The sequence below is a fragment of the Hymenobacter chitinivorans DSM 11115 genome (assembly GCF_002797555.1).
GTDB lineage: Bacteria > Bacteroidota > Bacteroidia > Cytophagales > Hymenobacteraceae > Hymenobacter > Hymenobacter chitinivorans.
Window position 1 is genome coordinate 345,716 of sequence record NZ_PGFA01000004.1, and the last position, 18,183, is coordinate 363,898.

General features: G+C 60.3%; 15 protein-coding genes. 8 read left to right on the forward strand and 7 right to left on the reverse strand.

Translation table 11 applies throughout. The features are described 5' to 3' along the window. Positions 1-18 precede the first annotated feature (18 nt). From CLV45_RS21430 to CLV45_RS21470, 8 genes are all read left to right on the forward strand, one after another. Entirely contained in the window at positions 19-3,489 is a 3,471-nt protein-coding gene (locus CLV45_RS21430) for a hypothetical protein (protein WP_100338530.1), read from the forward strand. Positions 3,490-4,114: 625 nt separating this feature from the next. Continuing rightward, positions 4,115-4,372 (forward strand): hypothetical protein, encoded by a 258-nt coding sequence (locus CLV45_RS21435; RefSeq protein WP_100338531.1) that lies wholly within the window; start codon positions 4,115-4,117, stop codon positions 4,370-4,372. Between the two features lie 75 nt (positions 4,373-4,447). Continuing rightward, on the forward strand, positions 4,448-6,004 hold the full coding sequence (locus tag CLV45_RS21440) for a hypothetical protein (protein ID WP_100338532.1): 1,557 nt from the start codon (positions 4,448-4,450) through the stop codon (positions 6,002-6,004). Between the two features lie 177 nt (positions 6,005-6,181). Beyond that, positions 6,182-7,639 (forward strand): hypothetical protein, encoded by a 1,458-nt coding sequence (locus CLV45_RS21445; RefSeq protein WP_100338533.1) that lies wholly within the window; start codon positions 6,182-6,184, stop codon positions 7,637-7,639. A 253-nt stretch (positions 7,640-7,892) separates the two neighbouring features. Continuing rightward, positions 7,893-8,570, forward strand: a complete 678-nt coding sequence (locus CLV45_RS21455; protein ID WP_100338535.1) for an OmpA family protein — start codon at positions 7,893-7,895, stop codon at positions 8,568-8,570. 429 nt (positions 8,571-8,999) lie between these two features. Beyond that, on the forward strand, positions 9,000-11,243 hold the full coding sequence (locus CLV45_RS21460) for a prolyl oligopeptidase family serine peptidase (protein WP_100338536.1): 2,244 nt from the start codon (positions 9,000-9,002) through the stop codon (positions 11,241-11,243). Between the two features lie 79 nt (positions 11,244-11,322). Beyond that, a complete protein-coding gene (locus tag CLV45_RS21465) occupies positions 11,323-11,562 on the forward strand; it encodes a hypothetical protein (protein WP_100338537.1) in 240 nt (79 codons plus the stop codon). A 196-nt stretch (positions 11,563-11,758) separates the two neighbouring features. Continuing rightward, positions 11,759-12,286 (forward strand): GNAT family N-acetyltransferase, encoded by a 528-nt coding sequence (locus CLV45_RS21470; RefSeq protein ID WP_100338538.1) that lies wholly within the window; start codon positions 11,759-11,761, stop codon positions 12,284-12,286. Here the strand turns inward: CLV45_RS21470 and CLV45_RS21475 are convergent. From CLV45_RS21475 to CLV45_RS21510, 7 genes are all read right to left on the reverse strand, one after another. Next, positions 12,220-13,473 (reverse strand): sterol desaturase family protein, encoded by a 1,254-nt coding sequence (locus CLV45_RS21475; protein ID WP_100338539.1) that lies wholly within the window; start codon positions 13,471-13,473, stop codon positions 12,220-12,222. The two genes, CLV45_RS21470 and CLV45_RS21475, sit on opposite strands and share 67 nt — an antisense overlap. 540 nt (positions 13,474-14,013) lie before the next feature. Further along, entirely contained in the window at positions 14,014-14,316 is a 303-nt protein-coding gene (locus tag CLV45_RS21485) for a DUF4286 family protein (RefSeq protein ID WP_100338541.1), read from the reverse strand. Between the two features lie 145 nt (positions 14,317-14,461). Further along, a complete protein-coding gene (locus tag CLV45_RS21490; protein WP_100338542.1) occupies positions 14,462-14,908 on the reverse strand; it encodes a DUF6526 family protein in 447 nt (148 codons plus the stop codon). Between the two features lie 111 nt (positions 14,909-15,019). Then, positions 15,020-15,361: a hypothetical protein gene (locus CLV45_RS21495; RefSeq protein ID WP_100338543.1), complete on the reverse strand. Its 342-nt coding sequence runs from the start codon at positions 15,359-15,361 to the stop codon at positions 15,020-15,022. A gap of 68 nt (positions 15,362-15,429) precedes the next feature. Continuing rightward, complete coding sequence (locus CLV45_RS21500; protein WP_100338544.1) at positions 15,430-16,701, reverse strand: MFS transporter; 1,272 nt, start codon at positions 16,699-16,701, stop codon at positions 15,430-15,432. Positions 16,702-16,750: 49 nt separating this feature from the next. Beyond that, positions 16,751-17,083: a hypothetical protein gene (locus tag CLV45_RS21505; RefSeq protein ID WP_100338545.1), complete on the reverse strand. Its 333-nt coding sequence runs from the start codon at positions 17,081-17,083 to the stop codon at positions 16,751-16,753. Further along, positions 17,080-18,045 (reverse strand): cation diffusion facilitator family transporter, encoded by a 966-nt coding sequence (locus CLV45_RS21510; RefSeq protein WP_100338546.1) that lies wholly within the window; start codon positions 18,043-18,045, stop codon positions 17,080-17,082. The genes CLV45_RS21505 and CLV45_RS21510 overlap by 4 nt, the downstream gene beginning before the upstream one ends. Between the last annotated feature and the right edge of the window lie 138 nt (positions 18,046-18,183).

Here is an 18,183-nt window from a genome sequence, read left to right on the forward strand (position 1 = left end):
AAAGACAAACTCCCGACAATGCCCAAAGTTCTTCGTCTTCATAACAACGGTTCCCAGCAGGTGCAGGGCTGGCAGAAAACCGCCCCCATTACCAGCACCGAAATCAATACCGTAACCGACCCCACGGGCGGGCGGGCCAAGAACGTGGCGGTCAGCATCCCGACGCCGTTTGCGCGGATGCACCTCTTCGAAACCGCCTTCGATTTCCTGGCCCGGGAAGGGCAGCGCAACCCCGGCTCGGTCTACCACGAGTTGGTGTCGCACTTCTGGGACCTGTTTGAAATCCTCTACAACTACAACCTCTACACCCAGGCCGGCCGCAAAATCACGCTGCGCCGCTGGAACGTGGAGTCGGAGCTGCGGCGGATGCAGGGCGACGAAGGTACCCGCCTGCTGGGCGAAACCCTGCGCCTGTTCCTGCAGGATGACCGGTTCCGGGACTTCTCGGACATGTACCTCGTGTTCTACGAGTCGCCGAACCTGCCCGGCGGCCCGCAGTTGCTCGGCGGTACTTCGCCCTTGACGATGCTGTTCACGGCCCCGGCCGTGCGCCAGCTCGACTTGGAGCGCGCCCAGGCCCGCGGCCACTATTTCGACAACCAGGTGGTGCTGCTCGAAGACCGTTCCCCGGCGTTCCGGGAGTTTGTGTATGAGCTGTTTCTGGCCTATCCGCAACTGCAGCGTCGCGACTTTGCCGGCAGCGTGTTTGCCGGCCTCGACCGCAACATCATCAACCAGATGCAGATGCGGGGCGACCATACGGCCCAGCAGTTTGCCACCAAGTACCCCGCCATTGCCGACTTCCAGGGCAACTTGGCCAGCGTGAAGCACGTGCCCCTGCCGAGCCGCGCCGACCAGTCGGCCGTGACCAGCTCGGACTTGTTTATTGCCCCGACGCGGCAGACCAACCAGAGTCGGCCCACGCCGCTGGTACTGCGCCCCAACCTGACGATGCAGGGCGCCAACTACCTCAACGGCCAGCCCTGGGACGACCGCACGCCGGTGCCCTACGCCGACGAGCTGACCCTGGAAAACCGCGTGCTGCCCGGCAAAGGCTTCAAATATCCGTATTTGACCGTCGGCGACTTCCTGGAAGATGCCCTGGTGGAGCTGCCCTACGAGCTGAATTCCCAGCGCTTCCACACCGGCAAGGTCACGTTCCAGTACGGGGCCGATACCCAGGGCCGGGCGCGCTTTCCGTACCTGCTGCCCCTGCGCCAGACCTTCTTCGAGTACTTCTCCGACCACGACCTGGCCGAGCTGCTCACCTTTACTATTGACCTGAACCACGTACGCATCGCGCTGCGGATTCCGGTGCAGGGCGGCCGTTTCATCACCTTCGAGCGGAGCTACTACCAGAACCCGCAGAACCCCAAGGATGCGCAAGGGCGGGAAATTCCCGAGAAGGGTCGCATTGTGAAGGCCAACATCGGCCTTGGCGTGTTTCCGTTCTACAAGATGCGCGCCCAACCCGAGTACAACGACTTCTACAAGGTCATGCTCGTGGACGCCGACAACTCGCCCACGATGCTCCAGCGCCGCTACGACCTCACGTTCTTCGTGAATGGCGAGCGGCTGACCGACCAGGGCGCGGCCAAGAAAGCCACCAAGTTTGAGCGCACCCAGAAGAGCGTGTCCACGGCCGGCAGCACCTACTACGAAATCACCGGGACCCACTTCGACCTGGCTGAGCTGACCTGCCCGCCTGCTTTCCACGGCGCGCCGCCGGCCCGGGGCCTCATCGTGCCGCGCTGGCGGGAGCTGGACCGCGGCACCCGCCGCTTCACCTTCGCCGTCGACTTTGGTACCAGCAACACCCACGTGGCCTACGCCGATGGTCCGGCGGCCCACCCGCGCCCATTCACCATTGGCGAGGCCGATTTGCAGATGGAGCTGCTCAACGCCCCGCTGCCCGATACCGGCTACTCGGCTTACCAGCGCTACATGCGCGGCCCCGGCCAGCTGTTCGATATTCCGCTGATTCAGAACCGCGAATTCGTGCCCAGCATCATCGGCGAGGCCGGCTCGGTGTATGAATTCCCGATCCGGACGGCCGTGTGCGAGACGAACTCCTACGCCAACGAGCCGAGCAAAGTGCTGAGCAACATCAACATCGGCTTCAGCATCAACACCGAAACCGGGCAGCCACCCCAGAACCGCTTCGTGACCAACCTGAAGTGGAGCGCCGAGCTGGACCCTCAGGGCGTGAACCGTATTGCGGCCTTCTTCAAGGAAATATTGCTGCTGATGAAGCACAAGGCGGCCATGCAGGGCGGTATTCTGGAAGATACCCGCGTGGTGTGGTTTGCCCCACTGAGCTTTGACATGTTCCTGCGCAACCAGTTCCAGCAGGTCTGGGACGAGGCCTTCCAGCAGATTTTCCGGGCCCGCCGCCCCACCCAGTGCATTTCGGAATCGGTGGCCCCGTACTACTACCTCACGGCCACCAACCAGGTGGTGCCCAACCGCGACGAAAACGTCATCAACATCGACATCGGCGGCGGCACCACCGACCTGCTGATTTTCGCCGAGCAGAAGCCTGCCTTCAGCTCGTCGTTCCGCTTTGCCGGCGACGACCTGTGGGGCGACGGCTACGCCCGCGTCCAGGGTGCGCCCAAGCAGAATGGTCTGCTCCGTCTCGGCGTGCAGTACGTGGAAAGCCTGCCCGACTCGGAGGAAAACCAGGAGTACAAGGGCTATCTGCGCGCCGCCCTGCAAAACCCCGACTTCGGCTCGGCCGACGTGACCAGCCTGCTCTTCACCTATAACGACGCGCTGCGCTTCACCCAGAGCCTGGGCCTGGGCAAGGGGCGGCAGCTGCGGGTGCTGTTTTACCTGCACTACACGGCCATCGTCTACCACGTGGCTCAGCTCGTGCAGCACCTCGGCCTCAAGCCCCCGCGCTACCTGTGTTTCTCGGGCAAGGGCAGTTTGTACCTGCGCCTGCTCAGCGGCGGGGCCAGCATGGCGGCCATTGAGAAAATCAGCAAAGCCGTGTTCAAGGCTGCTACAGGCCAGGAGGCACCCCAGAACTTCCGCGTAATCTTGGCCGACAACCCCAAGGAAGCTACCACCAACGGCGGGGTGCTGTTCGAGGAAAGCGCCACCAGCGCCGCCGACTTCGACCAGATTCGCACCGTGAAGCTCAACGGCGCCACCGAAGGTCAGGATATCGACACGGCCCGCCTGAAAATGCCTCAGGTGGATGCCGACCTCAAGCAGAGCGTCATCGACAACACCCGTCGCTTCCTGGAAATCGTGCTCGACAACGACGACGTGGCCCCGCTCATGCGCGAAGTCGGCGTGGACGTGGACCGCACCCGCATCAAGGAAATGCTGCTGCGCGAAATCGAGGACAGCCTCAACCTGGGCCTGCACCAGATTGGCCGCAACCTCGGCCAGGGCGAAACCCTCCCCGAAACGCTGTTCTTCTACCCGCTCAAGCAAGCTTTGTATAACCTGAGCCGGGAGCTGATTTCGAACGGCTAGAATATGCCAGTGAAAAAGGCCATCTTTTTCCTGCTACTTGCCGTGGTTGCCTATTTTCTAAGCTGGTTAGGGGATGATCCGAAGGAATATGCCACCCAGCTTAGAAAAGGGTATACCGGGGTAGTAATCGAGAAATACTACCGTAAAGCCGACCATATAAAAGTCAGGACTGATGGAGGCATTATTGATCTGGCCACAATGAGTCTTGCTCTTAGTAAGAGTGTGCATGTTGGGGACTCAATAAAGAAACCGCCTCGTCGAAATGAATGCGTGCTGCTACATGATGGCAAAGCTGTGACCATGAGTTACATGTTTATTCCTGCCTCTAGTCGCAATGATAGTAGGTGGCCCAACGACCTACTGTCAATACAGGCTTCTAATTAGGATACATAGTCCTAATCATTTCGAACTGCTTGAATCCTTTCTGAGCCCGCCCCGAAGCCATATGACTCTTTCCCGCCGCGTCGTTGCTCTGCTTACGGGCCTGCTGCTTCCTCTCAACTCATGCTTTTGGGGTAATGAGAACAACGAGGAAAATGTCGTCGGTAACTTTTGGATTAGAATGAAAGCCGATGAACAGGACTACCACTTATACTATGACAACTAGGGCGAGTTTGGATTTCCCTTGATTCGTAGCCGTGTTGCGGCGGCTGGGCATAATGCCCGGGTTGTTATTGTTAAGTCTTGTATTGGCTACTATATCATTCCGCTGAAGAGCATTCAAGACCAAGAAATGAAAATTGCTGAGGTACACTATGTTAAAGTGGATGTTCGAAGCAATATAATGGGGCCGTTTACCAAAGCCGCCTTTAACCAACAGCTGGTATTATTAGGAGAAGATTCACTTATGCGCTTCGACCAACAACTAGCTGATTGCCAATAGCCGCACTACTGCACGCTGACTTTCCTGCCCATGAATCGTTTCCTTCTTTCTGCCCTGACTGCTTTGTGTGTAGCTGTGGCGTCAATTGCTGCTTCCGCCCAAACGCCCCTCGGCCAGCCCACGCTCGATGAGCAGAAGGTGCAGATCTGGTGCGCTACGGTGCGCTACGTGTATGACGACAACAACCGCCCCAACCTGAAAAGCAGCCTGAACTGCGGCGGGTCGTTGCCGGATTTCGTCACCAGCATCAAGGCCGACAGCCAGAAGGTGTACAGCCTGCTCTACCAGCCGCTCGAAGGCAAGGGCACGATGTACAAAGGGTTGGGCTCGGATAAGTCGCGGCTGCAGAAGCTGACCACCGAAATCATCAACAAGCTCCAGGCTTCCCCCGCCCGCAAGGCCGATGCGGAGCGTATGGCTCGGCTCAACGCCCTGAAAACGCAGCTCGACACCTACCTGACCAACGGCACCCCGCCCGCCGACCCCAACAGCGACGTTACGGCCGGCGCCGTTGATACGGAGGATACTTCCGTAGCCGACGACGCGTCTCTGACTGCTTCGGATGCCGGAGTAGGGCAGGGAGCCGTGGAAAGCAATGCCGCCGTAGCGCCGCGCCCGGCACCTGCTAGTGAAAGCCTGATGAGCAAGCTGTTTGCCCCGCTGGCCCTGATTCTGTCTTTGCTCAGCATCTTTCTCTACGTAATGCTGCGCCGCAGCATCAGCGCCCTGGGCACCCGCGCCGACCGGCACCGCAGTGAGCTGGAATCGGTGAAGGCGGTGGCTATGAGCGGCAGTGTGCCTTCGGCCGGAGGGGTAGCGGCGGCTGGCTCGCCCAAGCGGATGACGCCGGAATTACAGCGCGAGATTGAGCGAATCGTGCAGCAGCGGGTAGCCGAAGAGCTGGCCAAGCAGCAACCAACAACGCCGCCCGCCAAAGCGGAGAAACCGGCTCCGCAGCCGGCCACGGGTGCGCAACCCCGGGCAACTAACAACCCGGCCCGGCCTGTTGCAGCCGCGCCAACTCAATCTCCTGCACCGACTCGCCCAGTAGTGCAGGCTCCGGCTCCAATACCGGTGGCGCCTCCCGCCGCACCGGCTCCAAACCAGTTTCAGAACATCGAATCGGCCCCGACGAGCTATGCCCCGCCGGTGCCCATGCACGAAACAGCCCAGCCGCCGATGCCCATCCCTTCTGGCTCTCCCGCCTCGGCTCCGCGCGACGATTTCGACAGCCTCGTGCCGCCCGTGCAGCTGCCCGGTCCCGAAACCTGGGAGGCTCCCGCGGCACCCGTAGCCGCCCCGGTTCCCCCTGCCCCGTCGCGCTACTACGTGAAGGTGCCCGTCAACGGCGGCTTCAGTGAGTATGACCTGCAGGACCAGCCCCAGCACGACAGTATCTACGAAATTACGCCCGACCCGCGGGTGCCCGAGCGGGCTACCTTCCGGGTGACGTCCAACGTCGGCGTCCACGCCTACGCCATTCAGAGCGCCCAGTACTCCTTGCGCGAAGCCTGCGCCTACCAGCAGCCCAACGGCCCTGTTTCACGCATCGTGACCGACAAGGATGGCACGCTGATTAAGAGCAATGGCGCTTGGCAGATTGAGCAGAAAGCCGCTATTCACTTCGAGTAAGGCAAATAATCAACTTCAGAACGTCATGTCGACCACCGGGAGACATGACGTTCTTTTTTACGTACCGTGTAAGCTATACCCTGGCATTAGCAACGGTATGGCGCGTTTTTTTGCATATTGAGTGGCGGGTCAGCGGTTTTGCGCTGACCTTTGTGCTTTCTTCCCGTTGAAGTTTTCATGCTCGAAATAATCCTCGAAGTCGTTGTCGTTGCCATTGTCGTGGGCCTGCAGATTCGCACGTTTCTGCAAACCCGCTCCCAGGCGCTACGGCTTAGCCAGCTTTATCCCGCCCGCGACGCCCTGCGCGTGGAGCGCCGACTAGTCACCCCGGCCGGCATCGATTTGCCCGACTACGCCGCCGACGCCCCGGCCGACTCTTTTCTGGTCGACATCATCAAGGTGGACAACGTGTCGGAGGGTTTCCGCGAAATCGTCGACGACACCAACGGCTACCTGCGCTACAACAAAGGGGCGGCCGACTTCAGCATCCTCAAAGACATTTCCGAGCGGCAAAGTCAGGTACTGGAAAACGCGGTGCAGGCCAACGTGGCCACCCCGCTCTACCTGGGCTTGCTGGGTACGTTTCTGGGCGTAATCCTGGGCCTGGTGGGCATTGCCCGCAACGGCGTATCCGACGACGAGGCCCTGACGCCCTTCCTGACCGGCGTGCTCATTGCCATGACCGGCTCCTTCGTGGGCCTCTTGCTGACCTTGCTCGGCAACGGCCTCGTGCGCAACGCCCACCAGAAGCTTGACCAGGCCCAGAACAATTACTACACCTTTCTGCAAGCCCGCCTGCTGCCCATCCTGCACTCGGATATGGCCGGCAGCCTCTCAAACCTGAAGGCCGTGCTCGACGCTTTCAACCAGGATTTCGTTAGCAAGGTCACCATCTTCGAGCCCGTCATCGGCACGCTCACCGAGAACGTGAAAGTGCAGCGCGACTTCCTGATGCGGCTCAACGAAATCGGGTTCGACAAGATGGCCAGCGCTAACGTGGCCGTGTTTGAGAAGGTGAGCCAGTCGGCGGAAATGTTCGGGCAGTTTGTGGGCTACCAGGAGCGGCTCAACCAGATGCTGGAGGACGGCACCGAAACGGCCCGGGCCGTGAGCAGCATCCTCGACCGGCTCGTGGGCTTCGAGCGGGGCATCAACAACGTGGGCCAGTACATCGGCCAGCACGACAACCTGGTGCAGGCCCAGCTCGACTTCTTCCAGCGCCACCAGAAGGAAATGGGCAACCTGGCTTCCCGCACCGAACAGTACTTCGACCAGGCCACCGGCCGCCTCACCGACCTCATGCAACAGCGCCTGAGCTTCCACGAACGGGACGCCCAGCAGGCCTACGAAAAGTGGCAGCAGCACTTCCAGAAGCTCAACGAGGACAACGTCTTCGACCGAATCCGGCAGTACCTGGAGCCCTTCAAGAACCTCAACGCCCAGCAGGATGTGCTCGGCCGGGAAGTATCGGCTACCCAGCGGGAGCTGCTGCGCAAAATCGAGCTGGACTCCCAGATTCAGGCTAAGCTCTTGTCCGAGCTGTCGAACCTGAACACGGTGCTGGTCAAGGCCACGTCCAAAAACCGGTTTCAGCGGTTTATGGACAGCTTGTTTGGGGGCGTCAGGCCGCAGTAGGTATTTGCTGTTCGCCGAGCAATTTTAGCAGATGCCTATTTCACTCATCATCGTCTACGCGGGCCTAATGCTGCTCTACGCGGCCGTGGTGGCTTTGAGTTTCTTCTTTCTGATTCTTAAGCCGAAGAGCGGAACTTGGCGTAGTTTTTTACTCCGTCTTATTGCCTTCCTCCTAATCAGTGGCTGGCCTATAATGATGGTCTGGAGCTTGATTCTTAGTGCTGAAGAAGACCGTCAATCCATTTAATTACCCATGAACGACTCGCAAAACCGCTCTTCCAACGACTTCTTCTGGCCCAGCTACGTGGACCTGATGACGTCGCTCTTCGTGGTGATGCTGGTCTTGTTCGTGTATAGCTTCAAGCTGTTCAAGGACCGGGAGCACGACCTGAAAACGGCCAACGGAGAGCTCAAAGCCAAGGCCGAAGAGCTAGAGCAGATTACCAAAATCCGCAACTCGCTGAAGCGCCTCGAAGGCAAGTATTTTAAGTACGACCCCGCCCTGGAGCGGCACGAGCTGCTGGTGCCGGTGCAGTTTAAGTCGGGCCGCGACGAAATTCAGGAGGCCTACAAGCCGGCCCTGTTGCAGGCCGGCCGCACGTTGCGCTCGGTGCTCAAAACCATCAAAACCGAGCAGCCGGTGCGCTACCTCGTCATCGTGGAAGGCATGGCGGCCCGCTATACCGGCAACGACGCCCGCAACCGGGCCGAGGAGCAGCTTACCTACCAGCTCAGCTACCGCCGGGCCCTAAACCTGCTCAACTTCTGGAAACAGAACGGCCTCGACTTCAGCCAGGACAGCGGCGTGGAGCTCATTATCGGCGGTAGTGGCTTCTTCGGTACCGGCCGCTACCGGGGGGCTCAGGAAGGCCAGAATAAGCGCTTCCTGATCCAGGTCATTCCCAAGATTGGGCGTATTACCAGCCGGTAGGTGAGGCCGCTCGTCTCTCATGCCGAGAGGAGCTGAGGTATCTTGCGTGCTGTCGTTGCCGCACTCCCTGCCGGCTTTCCCCTGTCCTCCTGAGGCGGAGCCGAAAGACCTTCCTCGCCTGTCCCGCAGCAGGTAGAACCAACGGCCCAAAGCACTTTACTACAGTAGCAAAAGGCTTTACCACATTGAATTGCGCTTTGTCACTCAGGTGAGGAAGGTCCTTCGCAAAGCTCAGGAGGACAGAGCAAACAATGCTAAAGGCCTCGATTTTGCGCGAAGTGACTATTTATATGCCCGTATTGTCGCAGACGAAAGCCAGAATTAGTACCGTTACAGAGAAGAGGAACCCAAACAAAATCCGGAATCCGCGCAGTTTGCGGGTTCTGGGTTTATATTCGGCCCCATCCTCCTTTCTTCGTTCTGTATCGTATGCGCAAACTATCCTATCCGCTATTGGCGCTGACGGCCCTGGCCGCCTGTAAATCGACCCAGCCCGCCAACGACCTGGCCACCCACCGGCCCCTGACGGAAGTGCCTACTGCTGAAACCAATGGCCCGAGCCGGCGCAGTGCGTCGGCGGCGGCCGACTTGCCCCGACTCGCTGTGGAATACCCCAAGACCCGCAAAATCAATCATACCGACGACTACTTCGGTACGCCCGTCACCGACCCCTACCGCTGGCTCGAGGACCTTGACTCGCCCGAAACCAAGGAGTGGGTCACGGCCCAGAACAAGGTGACCTTCGGCTACCTGGAGAAAATCCCGTTCCGGGACCAAATCAAGGAGCGCCTGACCAAGCTGTGGAACTACGAGCGGTTTGGCATTCCGCAGGTAGAGGGCGAGCATCTGTACTATTCCAAAAACGACGGCCTGCAGAACCAGGGCGTGCTGTACGTGCAGCAAAATGGCCAGGAAGGCCAGCCCGACGTGCTGCTCGACCCCAACAAGTTCTCGGCCGACGGCACGACGGCCTTGGCCGGCACGTACTTTTCCAACGACCACCGCTACCTGGCCTACGCCACTTCCGGCGGCGGCTCGGATTGGCAGAAAATGAAGGTGCTGGACCTTAAAACCCGGCAGCCGCTCAAGGACGAGCTGCAGTGGGTGAAGGTGTCGGGGGCGGCCTGGAGCAAGGATGGCTTCTACTACAGCCGCTACGACGCCCCCAAGGCGGGTCAGAATCAGTTGTCGGGCAAAAACGAGTTTCACAAGGTGTACTTCCACAAGCTGGGCACGGCGCAGAGCGCCGACAAGCTCGTGTACGAAGACAAGACCATGGCCCTGGGCTTCCGCACGGTGGGTACTACCGAGGATGAGCGGTTTTTGGTGCTTTACACCACCGATGGCAAAGCCGACGGCAACCGCCTGGCCGTGCGCGACCTGACCGACCCGAAACAGGCCACCAAGTTTACCACCCTTATTTCGAGCTACGAGCACAACAACTCGGTGATTGGCAACGTGGGCGGGCAGCTGCTGGTGCTGACTAACTACAAGGCCCCACGCTACCGTATTGTGCTCATTGACCCTAAAAAGCCCCAGGAAGCCAACTGGAAAGAGGTCATCAAGCAGGGTGAGAACAAGCTGGAAAATGTGGAACACGTGGGTGGCCGCCTCATCGTGACTTACCTCAAGGACGCCAGCAGCCAGGTGAAAGTATACTCCGAGAAGGGGGAGTTTCAGAACGACGTGGAGCTGCCCGCCCTGGGCACGGCCTCGGGCTTTGGGGGCCGCCGCGACGCGAAGAGCGTATACTACGCCTTCACTTCGTTTGCCTACCCCACCACCATCTACCGCTACGACCTGGAATCGAAGCAAAGCACCGTGTTTCGGGCCCCGACGGTGGACGTGAAGCCCCAGGACTACGTCACGACGCAGGTGTTCTACGCCAGCAAGGACGGCACGAAGGTGCCGATGTTTATCGTGCATAAGAAAGGGGTGAAGCTCAACGGCCAGAACCCGACCTACCTCTATGCTTACGGCGGCTTCAACATTTCCCTGACGCCGGGCTTTAGCGTGGCCCGCATGCTGTGGCTCGAAAACGGCGGCATCCTGGCTATTCCCAACCTGCGGGGCGGGGGTGAATACGGCGAGGCCTGGCACCAGGCCGGCATGACGCCCAACAAGCAGAACGTATTCGACGACTTTATTGCCGCCGCCGAGTACCTGACGGTGCAGAGCTACACCGACGCCCGGCACCTGGCCATTGCCGGCGGCTCCAACGGCGGCCTGCTGGTGGGCGCCATCATGACCCAGCGGCCCGAGCTGGCCCACGTGGCTTTCCCGGCGGTGGGCGTGATGGACATGCTGCGCTACCAGAAGTTTACTATCGGCTGGAACTGGGCCCCCGAGTACGGCACTTCCGACAACTTCGAGCAGTTCAAGAACCTGTATAAGTTCTCCCCGCTGCACAACCTGCGGGCCGGCACGACTTACCCGGCCACGATGATTACCACCGCCGACCACGACGACCGGGTGGTACCCGCCCACTCGTTCAAGTTTGCGGCCACGCTGCAGGAAATGAATGCCGGGCCCAACCCCCAACTCATCCGCGTCGATGTGAATGCCGGGCACGGGGCGGGCAAGAGTACGGCCCTGCAGATTCAGGAGTGGGCCGACGTGTGGTCGTTTGCTTTCCAGAACATGGGCGTCAATCCGTATCCAATGGGGCGTTGAGCCGTAGGTAGGTTTCGCGGGCCTCGCTTCGTATCTTGCGGCCCCAAAGTCCCAAACGCCTGTCTTATTTCGGCTTACTATGAACAAAAAGTTCCTGCTCGGTCTGCTGACCGGCGCTTCGCTGCTGTCGTTGACCGTTACCTCGTGCAAAAACCCTGATTTCGAAACCAACGAGGATGTAGCCACCGAGGCCCTGCCTCCCATCCCGGCTGCTCCCGACACGACCGGCGGTAAAACGGCTCCCCAGAACGCTGCAACCCGCGAAATCAACTCGGTAAACGCTACCGAGGACATCAAAAAGATGCAGCCCCAGATGTAATTTCAGCCTTCGGGCTTTTCTGCCAACGCCCACTTGCCGTAGTCTGAGCAGGTGGGCGTTGGTGTTTTGATTAGGCTTATTACCGTCTGTCATCCCGAGCTCCGCGAGGGACCTTATTACGCCAGAACAAGTCGTTGGTATCCCATAAGGTCCTTCGCTAAGCTCAGGATGACAGACGAATAAAAACTACATTCCCATGGCAAACATTACCATCCGGCGCGGTACGCCCGACGACCTGGCCCGCGTGCACGAGCTGATTGTGGAGCTGGCTATTTATGAGCGGGCCCCCGAGGAAGTCACCAATACGCTGGTGGATATGCACCGCGACGGGTTTGGGCCGGAGCCCATTTTCGGCTTTTTCGTGGCCGAAACGCCCGAGCAAGGCATTCTGGGCATTGCCCTGTTTTACACGGCTTACTCCACCTGGAAAGGCCGGATGCTGTACCTGGAAGACCTGGTGGTGACCGAAGCGGCCCGCGGGACGGGCATCGGCAAGAAGCTGTTTGACGCCGTGGTGGCCGAGGCCCGGCGCACGGGGGCTTACCGGCTGAAGTGGCAGGTGCTGGAGTGGAATGAGCCTGCCATTGGCTTCTACAAGCGCATCGGGGCCAACCTGGACCCGGAGTGGTTCAACGGCAACATGACGGCCGAGCAGCTTCAGGCGTATGCGTGCGACGCGGCCGTAGTGGCCGCCGTGGAGGAAAATACCCGGCGGAACGAGTAGGCCCACACGAGCGACACCACCAGCCAGGCCGTGCCAACGGCTGCGGCGGTTATAAACAGGTCGGAGGTGCGCAGGGCGAATACTAGCAGGGCCAGGGAGGCCAGAATGCGGACCGGCTCCAGGAGGTAGCCGGTCCGTTTGGCTTCGAATAAGGCCCCGCAGGCCACGGCCGTCCACATGCACCAGGCCGCTACGGCGTAGCGCACGGCGGGCTCCATGTCTTTCTGGGTGAACATGAACACGGCCGCCACGCCCAGCAGCACCACGTACTGGAGCAGCACGTAGAAATTGACGGTGCGCGGTGCGCTGGTGGTGTACTTCTGGATGGTAGCGGCACTCACTTCCGGAATCTGGTAGGGGCCGCCCAACGCGGCGGGGCGCCAGCCGGGCCGGCCGAACATGACGCGCACTTTATTCCACAGCCCCGGCGTTTGGCCCAACTGCTCCCGCATCTGGAAGTAGTGGCCAAAGTTGACCCAAACCGGGTTCCAGGACCGCACCGGCGTGGTGATGCCGTAGACCGGGGTTTCCTCTTCCTGCTGGAACGTGCCAAACATTCGGTCCCAGATGATGAAGGTGCCCGCGTAGTTTTTGTCGATGTACTTGGGGTTGCGGCCGTGGTGGACGCGGTGGTGGGAGGGAGTGTTCAGCACCCATTCCAACGGGCCCATTTTGCCGATAAACTCGGTGTGAATCCAGAACTGGTAGAGGGTAACCAGGGCCGAAACGTAGACGAAAAACTCGGTTTCAAAGCCTAGGATGGCCAGCGGCAAGTAGAAGAGGAAGGTGAAAAAGCCCTGCAGGGAGCTTTGGCGCAGGGCTACGGAAAGGTTGTAGTCCTCGCTCTGGTGATGCACCACGTGGCCGCCCCAGAAGAAGTTGATTTCGTGGGAGTAGCGGTGGGCAAAGTAGTAGCAGAGGTCGGCCAGAACGAAGAGCACGATGCCCCAGGCCCAGGTTTGGGGGATGTGGAAAAGGGCAAAGTGAGTGTAGAGCAGCTCGTACATGCCGATGACGCCGACTTTGAGCAGCACGCCCGAAATCTGGGAGGTCATGCCGCAGCTGATGTTGGTAATGGCGTCGTGGAAGCGGTACCGCTCGGTGTGCTGCAGCCGCTCGACGAGCAGCTCCACGCCGATGAGGGTGAAGTAAATCGGGATGGATAAGACTATTGGATTGATACTCATGGGTGGGAATAGTTGGGGTGGGAGAGGCAGGTTGGAATCTGAATATACTATTTGTTCGGGTAGCCGGCACCCGGCGGCTTGCACCCCGGCGCAGATCCGGAGAGTGAATAGTCTGAAATCATAGCTTGAATTCCCGCGGCGAGGCTTTTACTGGTTGGGGCCAGGCTTTGGGCCCTGGTGACCGGGCTTTGGACGATTGGGACCGGGCTTTGGAGAATTGGGACTAGTGTTTGGACGATTGAGGCGAAGCTTTGGGGTATTGTGACCGGGCTTTGGACGACCGAGGCGAAGCTTTGGATGATTGAAGCCAGGGTTTGGCGCACTGAAGCACGTGTTTGGACGACTGCGGCCAGGGTTTGGGAGGTTGAAACCAGGGTTTGGAACACCGGCGCATCGCTTTGGCGGTTTTGCAACCATAGCCCGCGGTGTTGACCTACCAGAGGGGAACTGCTGCGGCTCCGGAATCAGCCCGGGAAGGCAATAAAAAGGGCCGCTCCTGGCAGGAACGGCCCTTGTAGGCAGCAGTAGTAACGGCCGGTTCTAGTCCACTACTTCCAGCATGGTGCGGAAGGAAGCGTAGCGGCCCCCGAAGTGCTTTTCCATTTCCCGAATCAGGGCTGGGGCGGCCACTTGCTGGTATTCCTCGAGCTGCTCGAGGCTTACGCAGTAGTACTGGGAAGCGTAGGTGACGCCGTTGTCCTCTTCATTGAGCATGCGGCACAGCTGGCTTTTCAGGAAAAAGCCGGTGGCCATTACTTCGGGCATGTGCGTGTCGCGCATGTAAACCAGCCATTCTTCGGCAATTTCCGGGTCGAGGCTGGTCGTGACGTTGTACAGAATCATATGCGTTATTAGGGTACTAAAAAGCGCGGTTTCGGAAGTTCAGGCGGCAAAGAGCCGCAGCCGGGAGCCGCGGCGAAACAGGCTAACACAAAAGTCGGCGGAAAAATCCAACTCGCTGAATACTTCCCCCGCTAGCTCCCGAAAATCAGACCCGCAGGTGGTCGAACTGGAAGTCCTGAATACGGGCCTGAATGTCTTTGGGGCTCAGATTGTCCTGGGCCGCGGCGTCGACCAGGGCCGGCAGCTCGGCGTCGCCGGCGAAGCGCAGGGACAGAATCTGCTTCATCTGCAGCCGGGCTTCGTAGGCGCGCAGGCTTTTGCCGGTCAGCTCGAAATAGCGCTGCCGCACTTCCAGCCGAATCAGGCGGTCCTGCAACGCCAGGGCGTAGTGCTGGCGCAGCATGATGAGGGTGCCCAGGCTCACAATGGCCAGGAACATGACGGTAAACCAGAGGCGGGAAATTTCGTCGTTGCCGGCCACGTTCAGGTAGCGCCGAATCCCGTAGCCGGCCAGCACCAGGGCGGCGGGCACCAGCACGAAATGGTGCCAGGGGTAGTACATGGGTTTGTTTTTGGTCGGTTGGTCGGCCATAGGAACGGAGGAAAGAAGGAGTGAAGGGGTAAGGAAAGGGTGAAGGAACACAAAAAACACTCCGACCCAAGGGCCGGAGTGTTGAAACGAGGCGGGAGAGGCCGGAGCTGCTTACGATACTTTGGTAGCGGCTTTGGCGGCCCGGGTGCGCTTTTTCTCTTCTTGCAAGGCTTGCTTGGCGGCTTTTTCCTGGGTACGAGCCTGCTTGGCGGCTAGCTGCTGCTCCTTGAGCTGGCGCTTCTGCTCCTTGAGCTGGGCCTTGGTGTCGGCGACGGCGCTGCTGGTGGAGGACGACTGGTTTTTCTGGTCGTTGAGCGTAGCCCGGGCGTTGGCGGTGCGCTGCTGCTGCAGTTGCAGGCGGGCCTGGGCGGTGTCGGCGGGGGCGGCGGTTTGGGCTTGGGCAGCGCCGGTGAACAACGTGACGGCGGCGAGTATGGCGAATATCTTTTTCATGGCTGAGGGGAGAAGTTACGGTTTAGGCTGTAACGGCCCCTGGGTGCCATAGTTGAGATTTTGCCGACTTATTCCTCCAGATAATCAAGGTCTTTGCCGTAGCTCTCGGGCAGGGTGCTGACGGCCCAGAAGGCAATGAGCAAGGACACCACCCCAATAATGGCGGCGCTGCCGATAATGCCCAGCGGCTGCCCGCCCACCTGCAGCCCCGAAAGTCCTTTGAACAAGGGTACCAGCATGACTACCGAGCCCCGGGCAAAGTTGGGCGCCGTGGTGGCGACGGTAGCCCGCAGGTTGGTGCCAAACTGCTCGGCGGCCACCGTCACGAACAGGGCCCAGAAACCCACGGTGAAGCCCAGCACGAAGCACACGACGTAGAAAGCCGTGGGGGAAGCCCCGCGAATGGCAAACAGATACACCGCGCAGAGCAGGCCGCAGAGCACCAAAAATAGCTGTAGGGCCCGGTTGCGGCTGCGAAAAATCTGGCTGAGGGTGCCGCTGGCAAAGTCGCCGAAGACGAGGCCGAAGTAGCACCAGAACACGCCCAGGCCGGCCGTAACCTCGCCGGTAATGCCCAGGGCGCGGCCAAACTCGGGGGCCAGGGTAATCAGGATGCCGACCACGAACCAGAGGGGCACCCCGATGAGCAGGCACTTCAGGTAGCGGGCCAGGCGCGGGCCGTTGGTAAAGAGGCTCAGGAAGTTGCCCCGCTCGGTTTCCGCCTGCTTGGCCTGTTCAAACATGCCCGACTCGTAGACGCCCACCCGCAGGGCCAGAAGCGCCAGACCCAGGCCGCCGCCCACGAAATAGGCGTTGCGCCAGCCCAGGGCCTCGCCCACCCAGTAGGCCAGCATGGCCCCCGACACGCCCACGGTGGCCACAATCATGGTGCCGTAGCCGCGCTTTTCCTTGGGCAGCGTCTCGGAAACCAGGGTGATACCCGCGCCCAGCTCCCCGGCCAGACCTACGCCGGCAATGAGACGGAGCCAGGCGTACTGGTCGATGGTCTGCACGAAGCCGTTGGCCAGGTTGGCCAGGGAGTAGAGCAGAATCGAGCCGAAGAGCACCGAGAGCCGGCCCCGTTTGTCGCCCAGAATGCCCCAGAGAATGCCGCCGAGCAGCATGCCGCCCATCTGCATGTTAATCAGGAACAGGCCCTGATCCGTCACGGCCGCCGCGGCGGTGATACCCAAGTCGTTCAAGCTTTTAACCCGCACGATGCTGAACAGAATCAGGTCGTAGATGTCGACGAAGTAGCCCAGGGAAGCCACGATGACGATGGCGCTGAAGAGGGAGGCGGTTTTGGGGGCGGAATCTGGGCGGGGGGAAGTAATGGCCATGTGGGAAAGGAGCGGAAGGAGCGGGATTAGGAACGCAGATTACGAAGATTTACGCGCTCCGCAACTGGTGATACTGGCGGCAGCAGTCTTTGATTATGGCCTCGGCTACGTCATAATCCATCCAGCTGGCATCGTACTTACCCGGAACCGAGCCAGAAACCAAGAAGCCGTAAGCTTCACCACCCTCAAAAGACTGCATATCTACGGCGTCCATAAGGCTAGTTTCCGCAATGGAAAAAGCCCACTCCTTCCACCGGGCTCGGAAGTAAAACGGATAGGCGTTTACCGTGCCTTCGGCCTGGACGGGGCAGTAACCCTCAAGCGCGCCCACCAGCTTTAATTGTTCGTCGTCAATCTTGCGGAAGTGCTCTTGCGGTATCACAAAGATTTCTCTGATGTAGCGGTGGCCAGGGTTTCGGCGTCGCAGCAGCCGTGGTGGCCGGCTACGGCGGTATCCTGCTCGATCTGGATGGTGCAGTGGCCGATGTTGAACTCGTGGACCAGGTCGTGCTGAAGGTTTTTGAGGAAGTGGTTGGCATCGGAGCTGCCGGAGGGGCGCACCACGTGGGCCGTTAGGGCGGTGTCCTGGGTACTCAGGGGCCACACGTGCAGGTCGTGGACCTCTACCACGCCGGGCTGGGCCAGCAGGAAGGTGCGCACTTGGTCCAGGTCGATGCCGGCGGGGACGGCCTGCAGGCTGAGCTGTACCGTTTCGCGCAGCAGGCCCCAGGAGCTATAGGCTACCAGGGCCAGGATGCCGAAGCTGATGGCTGGGTCGAGCCAGAGCCAGCCCGTGTAGTACACCAGTCCGCCGCCGATAACGACGCCCACTGATACCAGCGCGTCGGTGAGCATGTGCAGGTAAGCCCCGCGCACGTTCACGTCGCCCTTCTGCCCGCTGCTGAACAGCCAGGCCGTGAAGCCGTTGACGAGGATGCCCAGGCCGGCCAGCAGCATCACCATTTTGCCATTCACCGGCTCGGGGTGGCGCAGGTGCTCAATGGTTTCCCACAAAATGGCACCCAGTGCCGCGTACAGCAGGGCGGCATTAACCAGCGCGGCCTGAATAGTGACGCCCTTGTAGCCGTAAGTGTAGCGGGCCGAGGACCGGCGCTTGGCCAGCAGGGCCGCGCCCCAGGCTAGGGCCAGGCTTAGCACGTCGCTCAGGTTGTGGCCCGCGTCGGAAAGCAGGGCCGAGGAATTGGCCCACAGCCCGCCGGCGGCTTCGGCGGCCACAAAGAGCAGGTTCAGAGCAATGCCCCAACCAAAGGCCCGGCTGAAGTTGCCGTCGGCGGGCGGGCCGTGGTGATGACCGGCGTGGTCGTGAGCGTGCGAGGAAGCCATAGCGAGCAACGGAATAAAAAAAGCAGTTGACAGCAAGATACCCACTTGCTGTCAACTGCAGTTGTACGGAGAAGAAGTCTGGCAAGTCGGGCCAGTAGGTTATTGCGGGTGCTTCGAAACCCACCCAGGTAGCTTTGC